Origin of the sequence: Moraxella cuniculi DSM 21768, from assembly GCF_900156515.1 — a bacterium.
In the GTDB taxonomy this organism is placed as follows: domain Bacteria; phylum Pseudomonadota; class Gammaproteobacteria; order Pseudomonadales; family Moraxellaceae; genus Moraxella; species Moraxella cuniculi.
Genome location: NZ_FTNU01000001.1, coordinates 1 through 17,604, shown reverse-complemented (window position 1 = coordinate 17,604; position 17,604 = coordinate 1). Strand labels below are relative to the sequence as shown.

11 protein-coding genes are annotated in these 17,604 nt (G+C 43.5%); 5 read left to right on the top strand and 6 right to left on the bottom strand.

Features of this window, described 5'->3' with window-relative positions; all coding sequences use genetic code 11:
- Positions 1-116 precede the first annotated feature (116 nt).
- Entirely contained in the window at positions 117-326 is a 210-nt protein-coding gene (locus BW928_RS00055) for a tautomerase family protein (RefSeq protein ID WP_076554114.1), read from the top strand.
- Positions 327-503: 177 nt separating this feature from the next.
- On the opposite strand, the gene BW928_RS00050 is transcribed toward BW928_RS00055, so the two are convergent.
- Together BW928_RS00050 and BW928_RS00045 are read right to left on the bottom strand one after the other, a co-directional pair.
- Positions 504-1,706, bottom strand: a complete 1,203-nt coding sequence (locus BW928_RS00050) for a hypothetical protein (protein WP_076554111.1) — start codon at positions 1,704-1,706, stop codon at positions 504-506.
- Between the two features lie 196 nt (positions 1,707-1,902).
- Positions 1,903-2,529 (bottom strand): hypothetical protein, encoded by a 627-nt coding sequence (locus BW928_RS00045; RefSeq protein ID WP_076554108.1) that lies wholly within the window; start codon positions 2,527-2,529, stop codon positions 1,903-1,905.
- 123 nt (positions 2,530-2,652) lie between these two features.
- Here BW928_RS00045 and BW928_RS12185 point away from each other — a divergent pair, with 123 nt between their 5' ends.
- The gene (locus BW928_RS12185; RefSeq protein ID WP_076554105.1) at positions 2,653-2,937 is read left to right on the top strand and encodes a GNAT family N-acetyltransferase; all 285 of its coding nucleotides are present in this window, start codon (positions 2,653-2,655) and stop codon (positions 2,935-2,937) included.
- A gap of 157 nt (positions 2,938-3,094) precedes the next feature.
- Here BW928_RS12185 and BW928_RS00035 read toward each other — a convergent pair whose 3' ends face one another.
- Positions 3,095-4,603 (bottom strand): YifB family Mg chelatase-like AAA ATPase, encoded by a 1,509-nt coding sequence (locus tag BW928_RS00035; RefSeq protein ID WP_076554103.1) that lies wholly within the window; start codon positions 4,601-4,603, stop codon positions 3,095-3,097.
- Between the two features lie 191 nt (positions 4,604-4,794).
- On the bottom strand, positions 4,795-7,659 hold the full coding sequence (gene rapA, locus BW928_RS00030; protein WP_076554101.1) for an RNA polymerase-associated protein RapA: 2,865 nt from the start codon (positions 7,657-7,659) through the stop codon (positions 4,795-4,797).
- 515 nt (positions 7,660-8,174) lie between these two features.
- Here rapA and BW928_RS00025 point away from each other — a divergent pair.
- The 3 genes from BW928_RS00025 (at position 8,175) to BW928_RS00015 (ending at position 13,524) form a co-directional block, all read left to right on the top strand.
- Positions 8,175-9,413: a porin gene (locus BW928_RS00025; protein ID WP_143821431.1), complete on the top strand. Its 1,239-nt coding sequence runs from the start codon at positions 8,175-8,177 to the stop codon at positions 9,411-9,413.
- 41 nt (positions 9,414-9,454) lie between these two features.
- On the top strand, positions 9,455-10,792 hold the full coding sequence (locus BW928_RS00020; RefSeq protein WP_076554097.1) for a porin family protein: 1,338 nt from the start codon (positions 9,455-9,457) through the stop codon (positions 10,790-10,792).
- 74 nt (positions 10,793-10,866) lie between these two features.
- The gene (locus BW928_RS00015) at positions 10,867-13,524 is read left to right on the top strand and encodes a prolyl oligopeptidase family serine peptidase (protein WP_076554095.1); all 2,658 of its coding nucleotides are present in this window, start codon (positions 10,867-10,869) and stop codon (positions 13,522-13,524) included.
- A gap of 242 nt (positions 13,525-13,766) precedes the next feature.
- On the opposite strand, the gene BW928_RS00010 is transcribed toward BW928_RS00015, so the two are convergent.
- Together BW928_RS00010 and BW928_RS00005 are read right to left on the bottom strand one after the other, a co-directional pair.
- Positions 13,767-15,854 (bottom strand): DEAD/DEAH box helicase, encoded by a 2,088-nt coding sequence (locus BW928_RS00010; RefSeq protein WP_158078417.1) that lies wholly within the window; start codon positions 15,852-15,854, stop codon positions 13,767-13,769.
- Between the two features lie 13 nt (positions 15,855-15,867).
- On the bottom strand, positions 15,868-17,364 hold the full coding sequence (locus BW928_RS00005) for a DEAD/DEAH box helicase family protein (protein ID WP_076554091.1): 1,497 nt from the start codon (positions 17,362-17,364) through the stop codon (positions 15,868-15,870).
- Between the last annotated feature and the right edge of the window lie 240 nt (positions 17,365-17,604).

Sequence of the window (17,604 nt, the reverse complement as noted above, 5' to 3'; positions counted from 1 at the left end):
CAAATCGCAAGCTTTAATCACATAACAAAAAGTTTAACAACCCAAACACTTTGTGCTATGATGCATCAATTTTAACCACAGTATACATTTAATAAAAGCATACAAAAGGATGTCCCATGCCCTATGTCAATATCAAAGTTACAGGCGGCAACGAAGCCCCCACGCCTGCCCAAAAAGCGGAGCTGATAGCAGGTGTAACCAAACTGCTGCAAGACGTGTTGAACAAAAATCCCGCCACCACGGTGGTTGTTATTGATGAGGTAGAGATGGACAATTGGGGCATTGGCGGCAAAACTGTCAGCCAGCTGCGTGCCAATAAGACATAGATGCACTAAAATATAGATGTACTAAAACATAGCTGCACTTTGATGGAAATGATTTGTATACAAATTTTGTGATATTGAGTAAAATTTTGGGGAAATGCAAGCATTTTTCACAAAAAAATACCCATCAATTTTGACGGGCATTTTTGTCATCAAAAAAATCCTATGACACAATCAATCCTATGACACAATCGTCAAAGGATAATCCACCACTTCTTCGGCTAATACTTCGCCTACCATATTACTGGCAACTATATAAAATCCAGAGATTTGGCGTGATTGATTATTTTCATAAAATTCTTCCAATTCATCTTCCATAAAATCAAGACAAAAATAAGGATTACCATCGTATTCTTGACAATCTTCTTGACTTAGCACATTACAATAATATAAATGCTGTGGTTTATTATTAATCACATCATATAGCTTAATATGAATACCGTGTTTTAATTGATGATTTAGATGAATATAAAAACGCATATATTTATCAGCTGAAATGGTAGAATTTTTTTCAACTCGTTCAAATTCGCCATTTAAATTTGCTTCATCATCATAAATGCCATCAAAAGCAAAAGTAAACTCTTGACCCACCCCATCATCAGACCAATCTTCTACAGTCAAAGGAAAATCTACAACCAAATGCTCTATCTCATAGTCATAACGATTATAAGCAATAATCAAAAAGCCTTTGATTTTGCCTGTTTCTTTCATGGTAAATTGCAGATCCAGCACACCATCTAAGGGTTTTGACATTGGATTATAACCATAATTCATTTCCCCATCTGTTCTTGGGAAACAAGCAAAATGCACTCCATCATTGCACTTGGTATGAATACGCACGCTAATTTCTGTCTCCATACCCACCGTATCATTGGGCGATAAACCAATCAGCTCATAACCATATTCACTATCTGTAATACGAGCCTTGATAAATTCTATTTCCAATCCCTCTTTATCAATATTTTGACGCTCTTTTAATTCATCAGGCGAAAATGGCACAAAAGTACAATCAGTCGGATATACTTGATTGTGCAAAGTATAGCCATCTTCTGTCTGGGCAATCACTTTTCCACCATTGACCAAAAGTCCATTCGGATAATCCGCCACATCAAGATTATTAAAATAAAACCAGCGTTTTATGGTGTGTCGCCCTGCTGGATAAACATCGGACGGATGATAACCGCCAGAAACATTACCACGAAATACATCGTCTGAATTGGGGTGAAGCCAAACTTGACAAGGGTGCTTGCTCTCAAAATCAATCGTTGCCCATAGATATTCGCCATCTTTTAAGGTTTTATTATTTGGCACATCAAAATCAATGCGATGGACAATAAAATCGGCTTTTGGCTTATTACCAAATAATTTTGACAAAAAAGACAATGTTGTTATCCTTAAAAAAATACTAGACTTCTTACAAAACTAGGTTTTCCGTTCACCCTGAGCTATGCCTTCGGATAGGAAAACCGCTATGGTTTGACAAGCTCACCACGAACGGTTTTCCTTATTTCAAAGTTTCGCAGGAAATCTACTAAAAAATTCTATTTTTAATAAAAATTTTGCCTTAAAATCAATTAAATTAAGAAATCTGACAACGAGCCTTTTCTTTATTAACCATTAACGCTATAAAATCAAGTGCTTCTTGTTCGCTCATTGCGTCTTGCTTAGCTTGCATTTTTACAAAAAATGGTTTTAGCATTGCTTTGGCAATCTCGGCTTTTTCGCTGTCGGTTGGTTCAACAAAAGGCGGTAAATTCTCCGCACCCATTTGATTTAGCATCATCTCGGCAAATTTACGCCCTGCATCACTGGCAAAAAATTCGTCCGCTTCTTTGATTTCATCATCACTCAAAATACCTTTGACATAAGGTTCAAGTATTTCAAGATAATTAGGATTGCCCTCCAAACTTAATAAACAGGCATTTTGTTCTGGGGTTAATTGAGATTCGGATTTAATATGATTAACCACAAAGGTACGATTGCTTTGCACCGAAAATTCCATATAAGGGCTTTGAATAATCAGTTTGTCAATTTCAGCAGGCATAGCCCCTGTGTCGGTTGTGGTTTCGGAAGTGGTTTCGGCTTTGGTTTCTGTGGCGGTTTCGGTTTTGACTTCTTGTGTTGTCTCGGCAGGTTTATCACCACCACAGGCGGTTAAAGTCAATAACATTGCCAAAGAAATGGCGGTTAAATTAAACAATTTCATACAAAACACCTAATAAAAGTAAAAATTTAGTATAACATAAAAAAAGACAAAAAAATAATTTTTATAAAAAGCTTTTGGATTTTATGATAAAATCACGCTAATTTTTTTTATATAGCTCAAATTATGTCCAAAACCCCCGCCTACCAACGCATCAAAGACGCCATTTTGGCAAATATTCATGCAGGTGTTTGGCAGGTTGGCTGTGCCATTCCTACCGCCATGTTACGATTTGCTGTGGCACGGCTAAATGAACTGGGCGTCAATCGGATACTCATCACCTGCGATGAGCATAATATCGGCTCACAGCTTGTCATCAGCAAAAATGGCGGCGTGCTTGAAAATACCCTCGCCCACCCAAGCAACGCTGGCAAAAAGCACAGACGCTACTGGATTGGTAACGAGAACTAGCACAAACACTACCCTTTTGGCATATAGCCCAAGTCAATCAAGCGGTTATCTTAGATACACATGGATTATCATCACTGCTTGATTGACTGCATTTGACAAAATAATTGAAAATAATTGATAAACTTGCACTGCCCTGTCGCCAGCCAATCCACGCCAATCAGCGATAGCTTAATGCCTCGGCAAGATGCACTGTAGTAACCTTGTCGCTGGCCGCCAAATCAGCAATGGTGCGTGCCACCTTTAAGATACGATGATAGCTGCGTGCCGATAGATTAAGTCTCGACTGTGCCAACTGCAACATTTGTTGCTCGGCAGTACCCAGCACAACCACCTGATCAAGCTGACTGGGGCTAAGCTCATAATTGGCCTTGCCCTGCCGTGCGATGGCAATTTGTCGTGCTGCCACCACTCGCTCACGCACAACAGACGAAGCCTCGCCTGCTGGTGCATTTTGCAGCTCATTGATGGGCATGGCTGGAACTTTGATATGCAAATCAATGCGATCAAGCAGCGGCCCTGAAATTTTATCTTGGTATTTTTTCACCTGTTCAGCTCGGCAATGACAGCGACCTGATAAATCACCATAATAACCGCAAGGACAAGGATTCATTGCTGCAATCAGCTGAAAATCCGCAGGAAAAGACACTTGAGAATTGGCACGCGAGATGACGATCTGCTTGGATTCGATTGGCTGACGCAAAGTCTCCAGCGTCCTGCGATCAAACTCTGGCAATTCGTCCATGAACACCACGCCACGATGTGCAAGGCTAATCTCACCGGGTTTGGGACGCGAACCACCACCAACCAATGCCGCTGCCGATACCGTATGATGAATGGCACGAAATGGTCTCTCGCCAAAACGACACTCCACCCCAGCGATGGAATAAATGCTCGCCACCTCCAATGCCTCTTCTTCCGCCAGTGGTGGCAGAATACTTGGCAATCTTGATGCCATCAGCGTCTTGCCCGAGCCGGGCGGACCCATAAATAATAACGAATGCCCGCCTGCTGCTGCCACCTCCAACGCTCGGCGTGCATGATGCTGACCTTTTACATCCGCCAAATCAAGTACATATTCCACCGCCAGATTATGTACAGCAGCGGTAGCAGCTGGCAACAAATCTGCCTGATTGCTACTGGCACCGCTAACCACTTCCAAATGGCGACAAACCGCCTCAAGCGACTGTGCCGCCAACACGGTAACGCCGCCTGCCTTGACTGCCTCTTCGGCATTGGTGGTTGGGACAATCAGTGTGCGTTTGCCATCTTTGGCGGATTTGACTGCACGAGCCACAGACAACGCCCCAGTAACAGGTCGCAGCTCGCCATTTAGTGCCAACTCACCGACAAACTCATACGCTGCCAGCACCGACTCATCAATCTGACCACTTGCCGCCAAAATCCCCATGGCAATCGGCAAATCCAGCCTAGAACCATCTTTTGGCAAATCAGCAGGGGCAAGGTTAATGGTCAAACGGCGATTGGGAAATTCAAAGCCTGAATTAATCAGTGCCGAACGCACACGATCCTTGCTCTCTCGCACCGAAGCCTCAGGCAATCCAACAATGGTCAAGGCAGGCAGCCCTTGTGATAAATGCACCTCAACAAGCACCTGTGGTGCGTGCAGACCAACCACCGAACGAGTATATACTTTGGCAAATGACATCAGATATCCTTATTTGGTTCATTTTTTATCCATCATAGCACACTCTGGCGTATCTGGCAGTGTTTTGTGATAAATTTCACCAAAACTTCTGCCAAGCGGCTTTGTTAATCGCCACTTTGTTAGTCTGATGATAGCACCAGACAAGCCGCAAGCATTATTTGTCCATCATTTTACAAATCATCAGCCTTCAATCAATCAGGTGCGACCACCACCAACACCCGAATGCTGTCTGGTACCAGCGACAATCCGCCCAGTGCCTGCATTCCTTGCTGTTTTAGCTCCTGCAAGGCAGCGATTTCATCATGACGCACATTGGGATTGATTGCCTGCAATCTGGTCAATCTGCCAATCTCTTTATCCATGTGTTCGGCAAAGGCAGTACTTGCCTGACGGCTGATTTCATCAAGCTGAGCCGTGGCGATTTGCTTGGCATCTTGGCTGCGGTTATCAATAATATCGGCACGCACTTTGGTAACTTGGCGAGCACGAGCCTTATCAAGTCGCTCAATCAATGGCAGGATTTTTTCGCTGGTTGCCACCGCTGTCAAATCATCACCACGCTCGCTCAAAAACACACGCAAGCTCTGCTTAGGCAGATAAGCCGATAAATTTAATCGCTTGGCAGCAATCGCCTCAATGCGGAAGTGGTTTTCAATCAACAGCATGCCTTTTGGCAGGGCGGCAGATTTTAATAAAGCAACCTGCGTATTGCCAAAAGCACCTGACAAAACCCCCTCCAAAATCGCCTGCACCAACGGATGCTCATAGCTCATAAACTGCAAATCTTCACGAGCCAAAGCCTGCTTGCGGCTAAAGGTCAAACTCATGCCATCTTCGTCAAGTGGCAAGCTCTCAATGCCCTCTATATCAACCTGAGAGCCATCAATTGGGTGAATAATCCACGAACCATCTCGCTGCACGCTATAATCAATGCCAACCGCTGTCAAATATCTGTCCAAAAATACAGGCAGCAGCTTATTCTCATCAAGCTCTCGCATTGCCGTTTCGATACGCGTAGCGACATTCGGGCGGCATGAATTATACTCAAGCAGACGATCTCGCCCTGCCTGTAGCTGCTCCTCTAGCTGCTTACGGTATTCCAAGGCGTCTGCAATCAAGCCTGCCAACGCCTCACGATTATCAGGGGTATCCGCCGCCTCAAGCAGTGGCTTAAGCTGTGGCAAATACGCCTCTTGCACCGCTTGGGCAGTTGGGCTGATTTGATGAAAGATATTTAACGCCCCATCATACCAATGATACAGTCGCTCTTGGGCAGTTCCCACGACAAATGGCACATGCAGACGGATTTGGGCAATCTGTCCAATGCGATCCAACCGACCAATGCGTTGCTCCAGCGTGTCAGCATTGGCAGGCAAATCAAACAGTACCAAATCCTGCACAAATTGAAAATTACGCCCCTCCGAGCCAATCTCTGAGCATAACAAAATCTGTGCCCCCGCCTCATCGGCAAAAAACGCCGCCGCCTGATCTCGCTCAAGCAAGCTCATCTGCTCGGTAAACACCGCCGTCTTTATGCCAGCGTGCAATCGCAACGCCGCCTCTAGGCTTTCGATGGTTGCTCCACTTCGTGCAATCAGCAGCACCTTTTGGTGCTTTAATTGTTCACGCAATAGCCCAATCAACCACGCCACACGCGGGTCATGCTCAAGCCATGAACCATCAGGATAATTTTCCTCGCCCCACAGCTGCTCACGCAATTTGCCTTGTGTATAATGGGTGTTTTGCCATGCCATCGGCAGTGGCAGCGGATACGGCACACTCATACGCCCAAAAAATCCCTGCACGCTGTCTCGTGTATTGCGAAACAGCACACGCCCAGTGCCATGCCTATCCAAAAGCTCATTAATCACATGGGTACGCAGCCTCTCATTGGCATTAATATCGGCCAGTTGCACTTCATCAAAGCCAAGCAACCCTGCCACCGCACGAATCTGTTTGGCGGACAATTCCACGCCATCAATCAACAAAGTTGCCACCATCGCCACATCGGCAAAAGCATCTTGGGCAGCAACAAAATCCTCCAAATCATCAAAACGATGCGAATCAAGCAGTCGCAAACGAGCAAAATGACTCTCCACACCCAGCTGTTCAGGCGTTGCGGTCAATAACAACACGCCTGCAATATTGGCAGCAAAATCCGCCACCAGCTCGTATTTGTCATTGCCACCTTGTTCACTGTCCCAATGCAGATGATGTGCCTCGTCCACCACCAACAAATCAAACCCTGCTGCATAAGCCTGTTCATACAAATCATGATGATCAAGCAACAAATCAATCCCTGCGATGATAAACTGCTCTGTCAAAAAGACATTTTGCTCAGGATTATGCTCTTTGATGGATGCAGTACGCACCAAATCAAACAACGCAAAGTCCAAATTAAACCGCCGTTTTAACTCAATCATCCACTGATATTGCAAACTGTCAGGCACCAATATCAGCACACGCTCAACCTTACCTGTGATGATTTGCTGATGGACAATTAGCCCAGCCTCAATTGTCTTGCCCAGTCCAACCTCATCAGCCAGCAACACACGAGGAGCAAGTCGCTTGCCCACCTCATGAGCAATATACAACTGATGCTTGATGATATCCACCCTTGCTCCTATCAGACCACGCAATGGGTGGCGACTTAGCATGGCTTGGATACGCAAAGCATCTTGACGCAATTCATACTCATCTGATGAGGCAATATGCCCTGCCAGCAATCGCTCCAGCGGCTTTGCCAGAGTAATATTGGCAGCCAATCTGGTCTCCATCAGGCTTTTGCCACAGCTTAGGTGGTATCGCACCACCCCTGATATTTCCTCACGGCTTGCCACTGTGTACAGATTGCCATCTTGATCTGTAATGCTATCGCCTTTTGAGAATATGACACGAGACAACAACGCCGATGCTTTGGCATAGACTCGCGTCTGCTCACTTTGGGGGAATAAAATATGCACACAGCGATCATCAACATCTATCACCACGCCCAAACCCAGACTTGACTCACTGTCGGACAAATAACGCTGACCAATGGCAAAATTTTCACTCATAGACTGCTCGATTTTTTGATTATTGTCATACGCCAATATTTGGCAAAAGCAAACTGTTTATTTTACTTGAGTTGGCAAAATTTTTCACATATTATTTTATCATTATCAATAATAGTCGCCAATTTGGCAGTCTGGTGCAATCTTAGGCTGGCTTGGGTTTTTGACTCATCAATAGCCACAAGCCCTCACTAAGCTAACAGTCAGCAGTCTACAATGCCCACAGCAAACAGTCATCGCCACCACGGTTTTGCCAAACTTACCAACTATCTTCTTGTTTTTATTACCTTTTGGAATAGCCAATTAAAAAAGCTAAACAAAAATTTCTAAATTGCAATAAAAATTCTTGTTTTTTGTTTTTTATTGTGTAATAATCACAACAATTCAGTGTTTTTGCAATGTTTTGTAACTTAATTGTAGCATTAACACGAATTCCCTGATCAGCCATTCCAACATTTTGGATAGCTAAACCAAAATCACTTGGATTGGTTTATTTTGCGTTAAGGAGAACAATTTTTATGCGTCCGACCCCCCCCACTTCCCTAAACCAAGCGTCCAAGCTAACGCTAGCGTGTTTGGCAACCATGCTTGCCATGCCTGCTCACAGCGTCTGGATTGACACACCAGCTGTCCGTGATGGTTTGCAATTTGGTGTTTTTACCAATGTCAGCCCCAACCTAGTCAATCGCAGCAATAAATTCACCTATACCCTAGGCGACCCTCGTATTTTTGACACTTACGATCGTAACGGCAATCTAGTTACCGAAGGCACGCTTGCTGATGTCATGGCAAACCAAGACCGCCAAGATTCAGACAGAAGAATCCGCGAAGACGGCACAGATGGAGTGATGTTGCAGCTAGCAGCCAGACAAGTTTTAACCAAAGATCTTCTTCTGCGTGGATCGATTGCCATCAATTACAATTCAGACTCTTACAGAAACTATGGTGCTTTATGGGGCGTAACTTTAGACTACAAAGAAGATCTAAGCGTTACCATTGGTGATGGCTGGAGTCGTCTACCAGTACGCCAAACAGATGTGGATAACATCATTCAGCAGGCTGGCAATAACATCAGTGTTGAATCTACCCATATTCCTGATTTGACACTCAATGCTTATCATGCGTTTAATGCCTCTTCAAATGTCTATAATAGACAATTGGGTGGCTGGCGTACCAGCACGGGTGCTTCTGCCAAATATCTATTTGACATCAACCCATATCACAAAATTACGGTCGCAGCTGGCGGCACAGTCAGCAAGGGTAATGAAAATCCGTATTTCACCAACACGCCAAGCAAGGGTAAATCTTATCTACTTGGTGCCAGCTATGATTATAAAGATTTGACTGTTGGATTGGATTATGGTCAGCAAAAAACCCATTACAATGGACTTTGGTCTGACAACATGAAAACCACTGTTTATGGCATTAAGACAAGCTACAACTTCACTCCTCGTTTGGCAGGCACGCTCAGCTATGCTTATCGTGAAGATAACAACAACAAATCAGTCAGCATAGATGATTTGGTGAGCAACCCAAATCTGCTAATGGACCGAGGTTATAACTACACTACCAGATCGCTAGTGTTTGATAAGAGTAAACAAGAGCGTTATGGCATTGATTTGGAGTATCAACTGTATAAAGGCTTGACTATCAATGCTGGCGTTACCGATACTCGCACTCGTACCTATGTTACCGAAGGCGAATTTAGCAGACGCAAAATGCTAGAAACTAGTCTCGGTGCTCGCTTCGCTTTTTAACTTAATACACTTACAGATCACTTAAGGAAAGGACTTGATTTATGAAAACTTCAACCAAATTATTCCGTCTTAGCAAATTGGCAATGGTTGTAGGCACAGTTGGTCTTGCCACCAGCAGCCAAGCGGTATATAACATCTACAAGAAAAATGGCCTGTCGCTAGATATCAACGGTCAGGTGGACATTCAGGCTACCAAAAAAGACCAACAGCACAATGTATTGTTTGATGCTGATGGTTATGACTGGTATAGAAGTGGCACAACCTCTCGTACCAGCCTTGTGGATACAAGCTATAACTTAACCAATACCGATAAAAAACCTCGTCTAAACCAAACCAGTGGCGTATCTTATGTAGAGTTTCGTGCCTCTCAAGAGCTGCCTTATGACTGGCGTGTAACGGGCAATGTTGGTTTGGGTTATAGCGACAGCCGAGATATGTACCTAAATAACTCCAGCATCTCATTTGATAAGAAAAACCAAGGTGCCATCAGTATCGGTCGTCAATACCTGCACACCAACTATGTCAATCGCACAGGCACAGATACACCACTGGATATTTTCAGCTCTTCTGCACTACGCCTAGATTACTACGGCATCAAGGGCCTACATACCAGTGCTTATTATAGCTTTACTGGGATAAACGATGTGCGCGAAGAAGACAACTCAGGGCTAAAATCAGGCTTTGGTGCATCGGTCAGCTATCGCTATCCATTTGCTGACAATCAAAGTGTACGCGTGGCAGCAGGCTATAGCCAAAATAAAGCCAATCCAGCTTATTCCAATACCACCTACACAGGCTTAAATTCCAGTGGAAGAAATACCGTATTCCAAAACTACGGCTGGGTTGAAAACACCTTAAACCGTTATCCAGAAAAAACCCAAGGTGCTGCTGTTTCTTTAGAATACCAAGCAGGTCCGTTCTTGATTGCTGCCGATGCTGGTCGCAAAAAAGAAAGCATGTCTGATCAGAGAGTGCCACTTGACTCAAATACTACTACCTATGGCACAGTATTGGATAACAAAAAGACTGACTATGTGGGTGCAAAGTTTGCCTATGACATCAATCCAGTGGTACAGATCAGTACAGGCTATGGTGTGAAAAAGACCAAAAGTACACTAAAAGAGGGTGCTAAGCCGCTGTTCGCTACATGGCCTGCGAATAGACTTGAAGGTTTTAGCTATGTTGATGGCGACGAACTATATCTATTTGATAAAGCCAAGAGTAAAGAAATCTATGCACAGATTGACTATCGCATCCGTCCAAATGTGCGTCTATATACTCGCTACGATCGCGAAAAAACCACCTATCAAGTGGCAAATACCGACTATGCAGAAACCAAAGATGCCAATGTCCGTGCTGGCGTTGTCTTTAGCTTCTAATCTGTCATTAAATCTTAAAAAGCACGGCTGCTGCCTGTCAGTAGCCTAGCTAAGATAATTTTAGGGATAATACGATGAAAATACACAAAGTAAGCACTTTGGCTGCTGCAATCATCGCCACATTGTTCACCATGCCAAGCCATGCCGAACAAAGCGAACAGCCAAAAGCCAAAACCACCAATACAACTCCGCTGGTCTACCCTGCCACTCGCAATCACCAAGAGACGCTTGATCCTTTCTTGTTTGGTGAATTTGGTATGTCAATGAACACCGCCAACAGCAACAACGCCTACTACGAAAGAACCAAGCCTGACGATGGTATCGATCGCTACAGCAGTGGCATTGTGATTGACAAATATCGCTGGCTAGAAGACTATGACCCAATCAACCCAGCCCAAAACAAAGAAGTTACCGCTGACCGTGATCGTAACTTTATTGGTACGCCTGCAGAAGATGATAAACCGCTGGCTGCTGAGACCACCAAGTTTTTACAAACTGTACCGCCACCTGTTTCAACCGAGGTGAATGACTGGGTGGAAGCACAAAATGCCGTAACTGATAACTACATCGAAAACCTGCCTGTCTTTGCTCAGCTGAAAGAAAATACCGACAGCTTAAAAAACAGAGAACACACTTTCAGTCGCATTAACCGTAAAGGCGTGGGTGAGTTCCGCTTTTATCGCCACCCAGATGGTTATCGCCGTGTCGAGTTGACCAAACCTGACGGCAGTGTTGTTGAGCTTGTTAATGAGCGCAATCTGTCTGAAAGTGGCAAATCTCAGATGAGTAGCTTTAAGGTCAGTAAAAATGGCACTTACGCATCGTTCTTTGTGCGTCAAGGTCGTGCTGACTCTGATCCATACTTTTTGCATGTGATTAGCACCAAAACAGGTGAGCTCGCCACACCAATCATCAGCCGTATTTCTCGCAGCTATACATCAGCAACTTGGGCTGATGATGAAACCATTCTGTATAATGCAGTTGAACTATGGAGACCATTTATCTTTAGTCGCACTATTGGTAAAGAGAAGTTTAACGACCCTGTTGTGGTGTCGTTAGACGAGGTCGATGGTGCCAGCATTAAAAGTGTATCACTAAAAGGTGATGATAATCGCTACATCGTCATGGCTACTTGGGATAGGAGTGATTCGGTATATATCAAAGATACCAAGACCAAAAAGACTTATCGCCTGCATAATAAAGACTATTTCAATAAAGTCTTCAGAGGTACTTCGTTTAACCAAAATATTTTGGCAAAGTTGGTTGACTTTGACCCAGAGACCCGTGATGTATGGATCATCAGTGGTGAAAACGATCGCCGTGGTGAGATTATCAAGACCAATCTTGATAATCTAAAAAAACGCGAAGTGGTCGTACCATTCCCTGAGGGTTATGATATCATCGACCCTGAATCTGGCGAAGTCATTCGCCATAAGGAAGGCAAGGGCTATTTTGTCGCCACTTATTTAAAAAATGGTGCCAGCCAAGTGGTGCTGATTGATGCAACTACAGGCAAGATTATTAAAGATCTGACACCAAAAGACGGTGGTTCAGTTACTGAGCTGTCGAGCAATGTTGCTGAAGATCAAGCCGAAGAAACAGACCCAGATGAGATTGATGTCAACGACTTCCAAGCTGGCGAAAACTACATCAGCTTCCGTTATGAAAATCCGACAACACCACAGACAACTTATAAGTACAGCATCGCCAAAGACAAGTTTATTGATGTTCGTCGCTTTGATTTGTCGCCGTTTAATGAGAACGACTATGAGACTAAGGTTGTCTTATACACCTCAAAAGACGGCACAAAAGTTCCGATGGTCATCAGCCACAAAAAAGGCATCAAGCTTGATGGCAAAAACCCAACCATGCTCTATGGTTATGGTGGCTATGGTGTGATTTATAGTCAATCATTTGGCTTCCCAGCCAGCTCTATTTGGCTAGAAAATGGCGGCGTTTGGGCGCATGCCTTTATCCGTGGTGGTGGCATCTATGGTGAAGCATGGCAAAAGGCTGCCGAACACACCAACCGCTTGGTGGGCTATGATGACTTTGCCGCTGCTGCTGATTACCTGAACGAATCAGGCTATGCCAGCCCTGATTATTTGGGCATCATCGGTGGCTCAAACGGCGGTCTGTTGGTTGGTGCCGCCATGGTGCGAAATCCTGAAAAATACCGTGTGGTCATTCCACAGGTGGCAGTACTTGACCAATTCCGCCATGAAAAAGCAGGTGTAACTCAGTACTGGATGGACGAATATGGCACACCTGAAGAAGGTCGCCGTGTGTTTGATGTGCTAAAAAGCTACTCACCAATTCACAATCTAAAAGCAGGTGTGTGCTATCCATCAACTCTAATCGAAACCTCTAAGCGCGATGACCGTGTTGTACCATCGCACTCTTATCGCTTTGCGGCGGCCATGCAAGAGATTCAAAGTTGCGATCGTCCTGTATTACTATCTGCTGCACAAGATGCAGGTCATAGCCCAAATACCTATGCAGAGCGTAATGAACGCGAGCTGGCAGATATGGCATTTGCCTTTAATGAAATGGGTGTAACCAGCGTACCTGCCATCGGTCCGCGCCCATCACTTGATGACATGAAGACCGAAAAATGGCGTCAAGAGGACATCATTAAAAAAGAACGCTTACAGAAAAAGGCTGCCAAAATTACTGGACAAGATAGTAAAGAAGAGGATGAACAAACCGAATCTTACAAAGACACTGAGTAATCTTGGCATAACAAACACCCCAAAGCAATCTTTGGGGTGTTTTCTTATACAAGGCAGATTATTTTTAAGTTGCCATTCTGGACTTGGTATTTCATTAATCACCACTCATATGATTTTGGCATTTAATCTCGTCAATCATTTAATACAATCAAAACAAGCAATTGATGCTGGTTGTTAAAATCACAATAAGCCACTTGTTTAACCAGCAAAACCTTATATTGCGTTATTTTGCCCCAACCAGCCTAAAACAATTCTGCGGTATTAACAGATGGCATCAATTTATCCAGCTCTTCTGCCAATTCACAACTTTGGGATAAAAAACTCTCTGAGTCAATCTCTGGTAAATGCTGTATGGCATAATCAAAATACGGCTTATTTGCCCAGACCAGCTTATCACCAAAGATAAATACATATCGCTTGGCACGCGTCAATGCAACATTAAGCAAATTGGGCTTGCTTGCTGCCCATTGTACAGCACCACTTGTATTTTTATCACAACCCAGCACAAGCCACACCATTTTTTCTTCCTTACCCTGAAAAGTATGCACAGTGCCAATGCGTGTTGCACACCAGTTTCCCAAGCCCTTTGCCGAATGCAAAGTGTCGGTAGTTTTTATCTGCTTAATAAGCTCATTTTTGATTTTTTTAAAAGGCGTAATGATATACAAATCAGGCAACTTACCAGTGCTATGCACAATCTTAGCCAGCATTTGTATCACCACATCGGCTTGTGCTTGTACAAATTGCTGCGGGGCAGCCTCGCCAACAATTTGCACCCAGCCACTCTCCCCCAGATACAGCCCCTCTTTGCTCGGACATTGTTTAACTGAGCTGGTTTCAGAGAGAATCATTTTGCCCTCATAGGCAATATTATTAGCAATGCCAAACATCGGCTCAAGACAACGGCGATGTACACGCAAAGGGCTACCTATCCATGAAGGTTTACCATTTTGAGTAATATTTGCCCCAAATCGATTATACTTATCTGCCAAAATCTGCACCGAAACAACCAGTGGAGAGGCGACAACATCTTGTGGCATGCCTGAAATTGCCTCCAAATGACGCACCAATGGTGGTGGCGTGGTGAAGACAGGTTCAATTTGAATAGGATCACCAACCACCATCACTCGCTTTGCTCGCCAAATTGCTCCTACGGCAGCCTGTGGCACCGCCTGCCCTGCTTCATCAACAAACAAATAGCCCAGACTGCCTGCTTCCAAACCCTGAAATTGCCTAGCAAACGAAGCAAAAGTGCTTGACACGACAGGCACAACCATGAATAGGCTTTGCCAAAGTGCCAAAGCCTGCTCATGGGTTGGCACCACATTCCCTTGCAAAAACTCGCTAAGCTTTGCAAGATTACCACCAAATCCACAGTCTTTCTTGCTAACTTCAGCAAGCCACGCCTCATGCAGCTGCAAAGCCAAGCCAAATAGACAGCTACGCTCATGATTAAGCTCTTCATCATGCCACAAACCTGCAATCTGATAATCCTCTTGGCGAAGTTCATTTAGACTGGCGGGCAATTTTATATTGGGGAGTTTATTGAGTAAAACTCCATATTTCGCTGCCATGCTGTCCAATTCTTGCAATTTTTCCAAGACCTCACTGATTTTTTTGTGATAGTTATCTCGCTGCCGTTGATACTGCTCAACACGGGCTTGAGCCATATTAAGCTCTTGTTGATAAATGCGATTTTGCTCTGCCAACAAATCATCATTGGCTGACTGCAATTTATCCAAATGATGCTGCAGGCGTTGTTTGGCTTCAATTTCGTCAAAATGCCACTGAGCCAACTGTACATGACATTCTGCCAAATTTTTCTGATAGTCTTTATACTGCTTCGCTTGAAACAATCTCACAAAAAAGCTAGGCTTATCATGCTTAAGTGCCTGTAGTTTATGCTGCCAATAAGTCTTTTGGTCTTGGCAGTTTTCAATAGCCGCTTGACTGGCTTGCTGATTGGCTTTAGCCTGTGTAACAGCTTGAATAAAATCATCATCTACATTTATGGTGCTTTGCTCAATGCTCTGAGTCTGTTTTAGTTGCAACACAGCCTGCTCGTAGTTTTGCTTGGCAGCCTCAAACTCTGTGCCAAGCTCGCCATATTGCTGTTTTAGCTTACTGCCACTGTTATTTAACACCACTTGCTCATGCAGTTCACACAAACACTGTAATTGTTGTAGTTTTTGCTCAACCAGACTTTTTTGCTTTATAAAATTTTGCTTCGCCTGCCCAAAAGTAGCACCTTGATAATTATCTCGCCACTGCCAAATAGTCTGATACAAACTCGAATCATAACCATCATCGTCTTTATTAACAAAAAACAAACCCTGCTTTACTTTATTCTGATTGGCTTTTTTTGCCCAATGCACATGAAAACAAACCCCAAACTTCTTGATCTTTGGGTAATTTTTTGTATTTGCCACCCTGTTTTGCAATCAAGTTTCTTGCAACAGTCTCAAGATAACCAAAAGCATTTTGACCATTCTTCTGATAATCTCTGGCAAGCGATGACTGTTTTGGCAAATCACGAGAAATATTTTCCACAGCAGTATTGTTTGAAGACACAACCACCATCTCAAAGCCAGTTAATTCAGTCTTTAAAATACTAATAGCTTTTTCTTTATCCATTGCAATAAAAGCATCTTGGGCTTTATCCATTGCAGCCAATACCTCTGCCCGCCGAACAATATTTTCTGCAAAAATATCTCTCAGCAGTGTTGTTTTTCCCGTACCTGGCGGTCCATTTACCGAAAATACAGGCTGGCTCTCTTCCTCAAAGAAAGTATTGACTGCAAATTGCTGCATCAAACTTAATCCATGTGCAGGCTCACTCAGCCAACGCCCCCGATTCCAATATTTAGGTTGTAGCTTTTGCCAAATTAACCAATCGCTTTGATTGCAATATAAATCAAATTTTTCTTCATCAGCTGCCATTTTCAGATAGGCAGACAAGGCTGGGTTATGTTTACCTTGATTAATTTTTCTCATTATGCTGTGAATATCTTTGGCATAAAAACTATTTAGAATGCCTATATCATCAGCTGCCCATTCTTGATCGCTGTCATCGATCTTTTTATTACCATCATCTTTTTCAGCATTGAGCTTGGCTTCATGCTGCTTATTTTTTAACTCTTTTTTATTGTATTTATCTCGCCACTTTAGACAAATACCAATGATAGAAGCATTGGATTCAATCAATGGGCAGTGATATGCCCACTGACACAAAGTCTCAACAAGCCGCAATAACACAGCAGGTGATAATATGTACTGCCCAACAGATTTATTCGCTTCAGAGCTTGGGTCAACACAATATTCTTGGTTGATTTGAATCAATTGATCTTTGAGCGTTAAGCAATCCTGTTCAAATGTATTGATATTTAACGCACCAAGCCCATGCTTGGCACTCAGTCCCAATGCCCAAGGAACGGTAGAAAGCTGAATATTTTTTATATCCAAAGCACCATTTTGTAATATTTGTAATTTGGCAAAACATGTTATGCCATCATCAGCATTCATCACCTCTTGAGAGAATTGCTCATATTCACTAAGTTCTTCTTGCAAAATATCTTGAATTATTTGGCTAATTTTACCAGTGTCAAATAGATTTAAATAAATATCTGCACCAGCAAACTCTTTATTTGGCAGTGCTGTTGGAAGAAGATGTCGTACAGATTGCTTCTGTGGCAATTCCTCCAATTGATTGATAGAAAATGAGCAGTATCTATTGTCATCTTGTGCTTCTGTAATTTTTTGCTTAGCATCAAAAGGAACAAAAAACTCTAACTTGTGCCAAAATGATAGAATTGATATCTCTTGCTTTCTCTGCAAGGTCATTATTTACACCTTTTTGTCTTAATACAGCTTCTGATTAACTATGTTGTGGTAAATTTCACCATTTTATCAGATTTAAATTAATCTTGCCTGCTTTCATTTCACCACCCATCTCGTCGTTCCTTCGTAACCCTCTGTAACCCCCTGTAACAACAAACCCCCTCCATCACTCGATGAAGGGGGCTTAAAAGGGATGCTGACGATGACCTACTCTCACATGGGCGAACCACACTACCATCGGCG

Coding starts and splice junctions, on each gene's coding strand:
- BW928_RS00055 (WP_076554114.1), top strand. CDS start 117: ATGCCCTATGTCAATATCAAAGTTACAGGCGGCAACGAAGCCCCCACG.
- BW928_RS00045 (WP_076554108.1), bottom strand. CDS start 2,529: ATGAAATTGTTTAATTTAACCGCCATTTCTTTGGCAATGTTATTGACT.
- BW928_RS12185 (WP_076554105.1), top strand. CDS start 2,653: ATGTCCAAAACCCCCGCCTACCAACGCATCAAAGACGCCATTTTGGCA.
- BW928_RS00035 (WP_076554103.1), bottom strand. CDS start 4,603: ATGTCATTTGCCAAAGTATATACTCGTTCGGTGGTTGGTCTGCACGCA.
- rapA (WP_076554101.1), bottom strand. CDS start 7,659: ATGAGTGAAAATTTTGCCATTGGTCAGCGTTATTTGTCCGACAGTGAG.
- BW928_RS00025 (WP_143821431.1), top strand. CDS start 8,175: ATGCGTCCGACCCCCCCCACTTCCCTAAACCAAGCGTCCAAGCTAACG.
- BW928_RS00020 (WP_076554097.1), top strand. CDS start 9,455: ATGAAAACTTCAACCAAATTATTCCGTCTTAGCAAATTGGCAATGGTT.
- BW928_RS00015 (WP_076554095.1), top strand. CDS start 10,867: ATGAAAATACACAAAGTAAGCACTTTGGCTGCTGCAATCATCGCCACA.
- BW928_RS00005 (WP_076554091.1), bottom strand. CDS start 17,364: ATGACCTTGCAGAGAAAGCAAGAGATATCAATTCTATCATTTTGGCAC.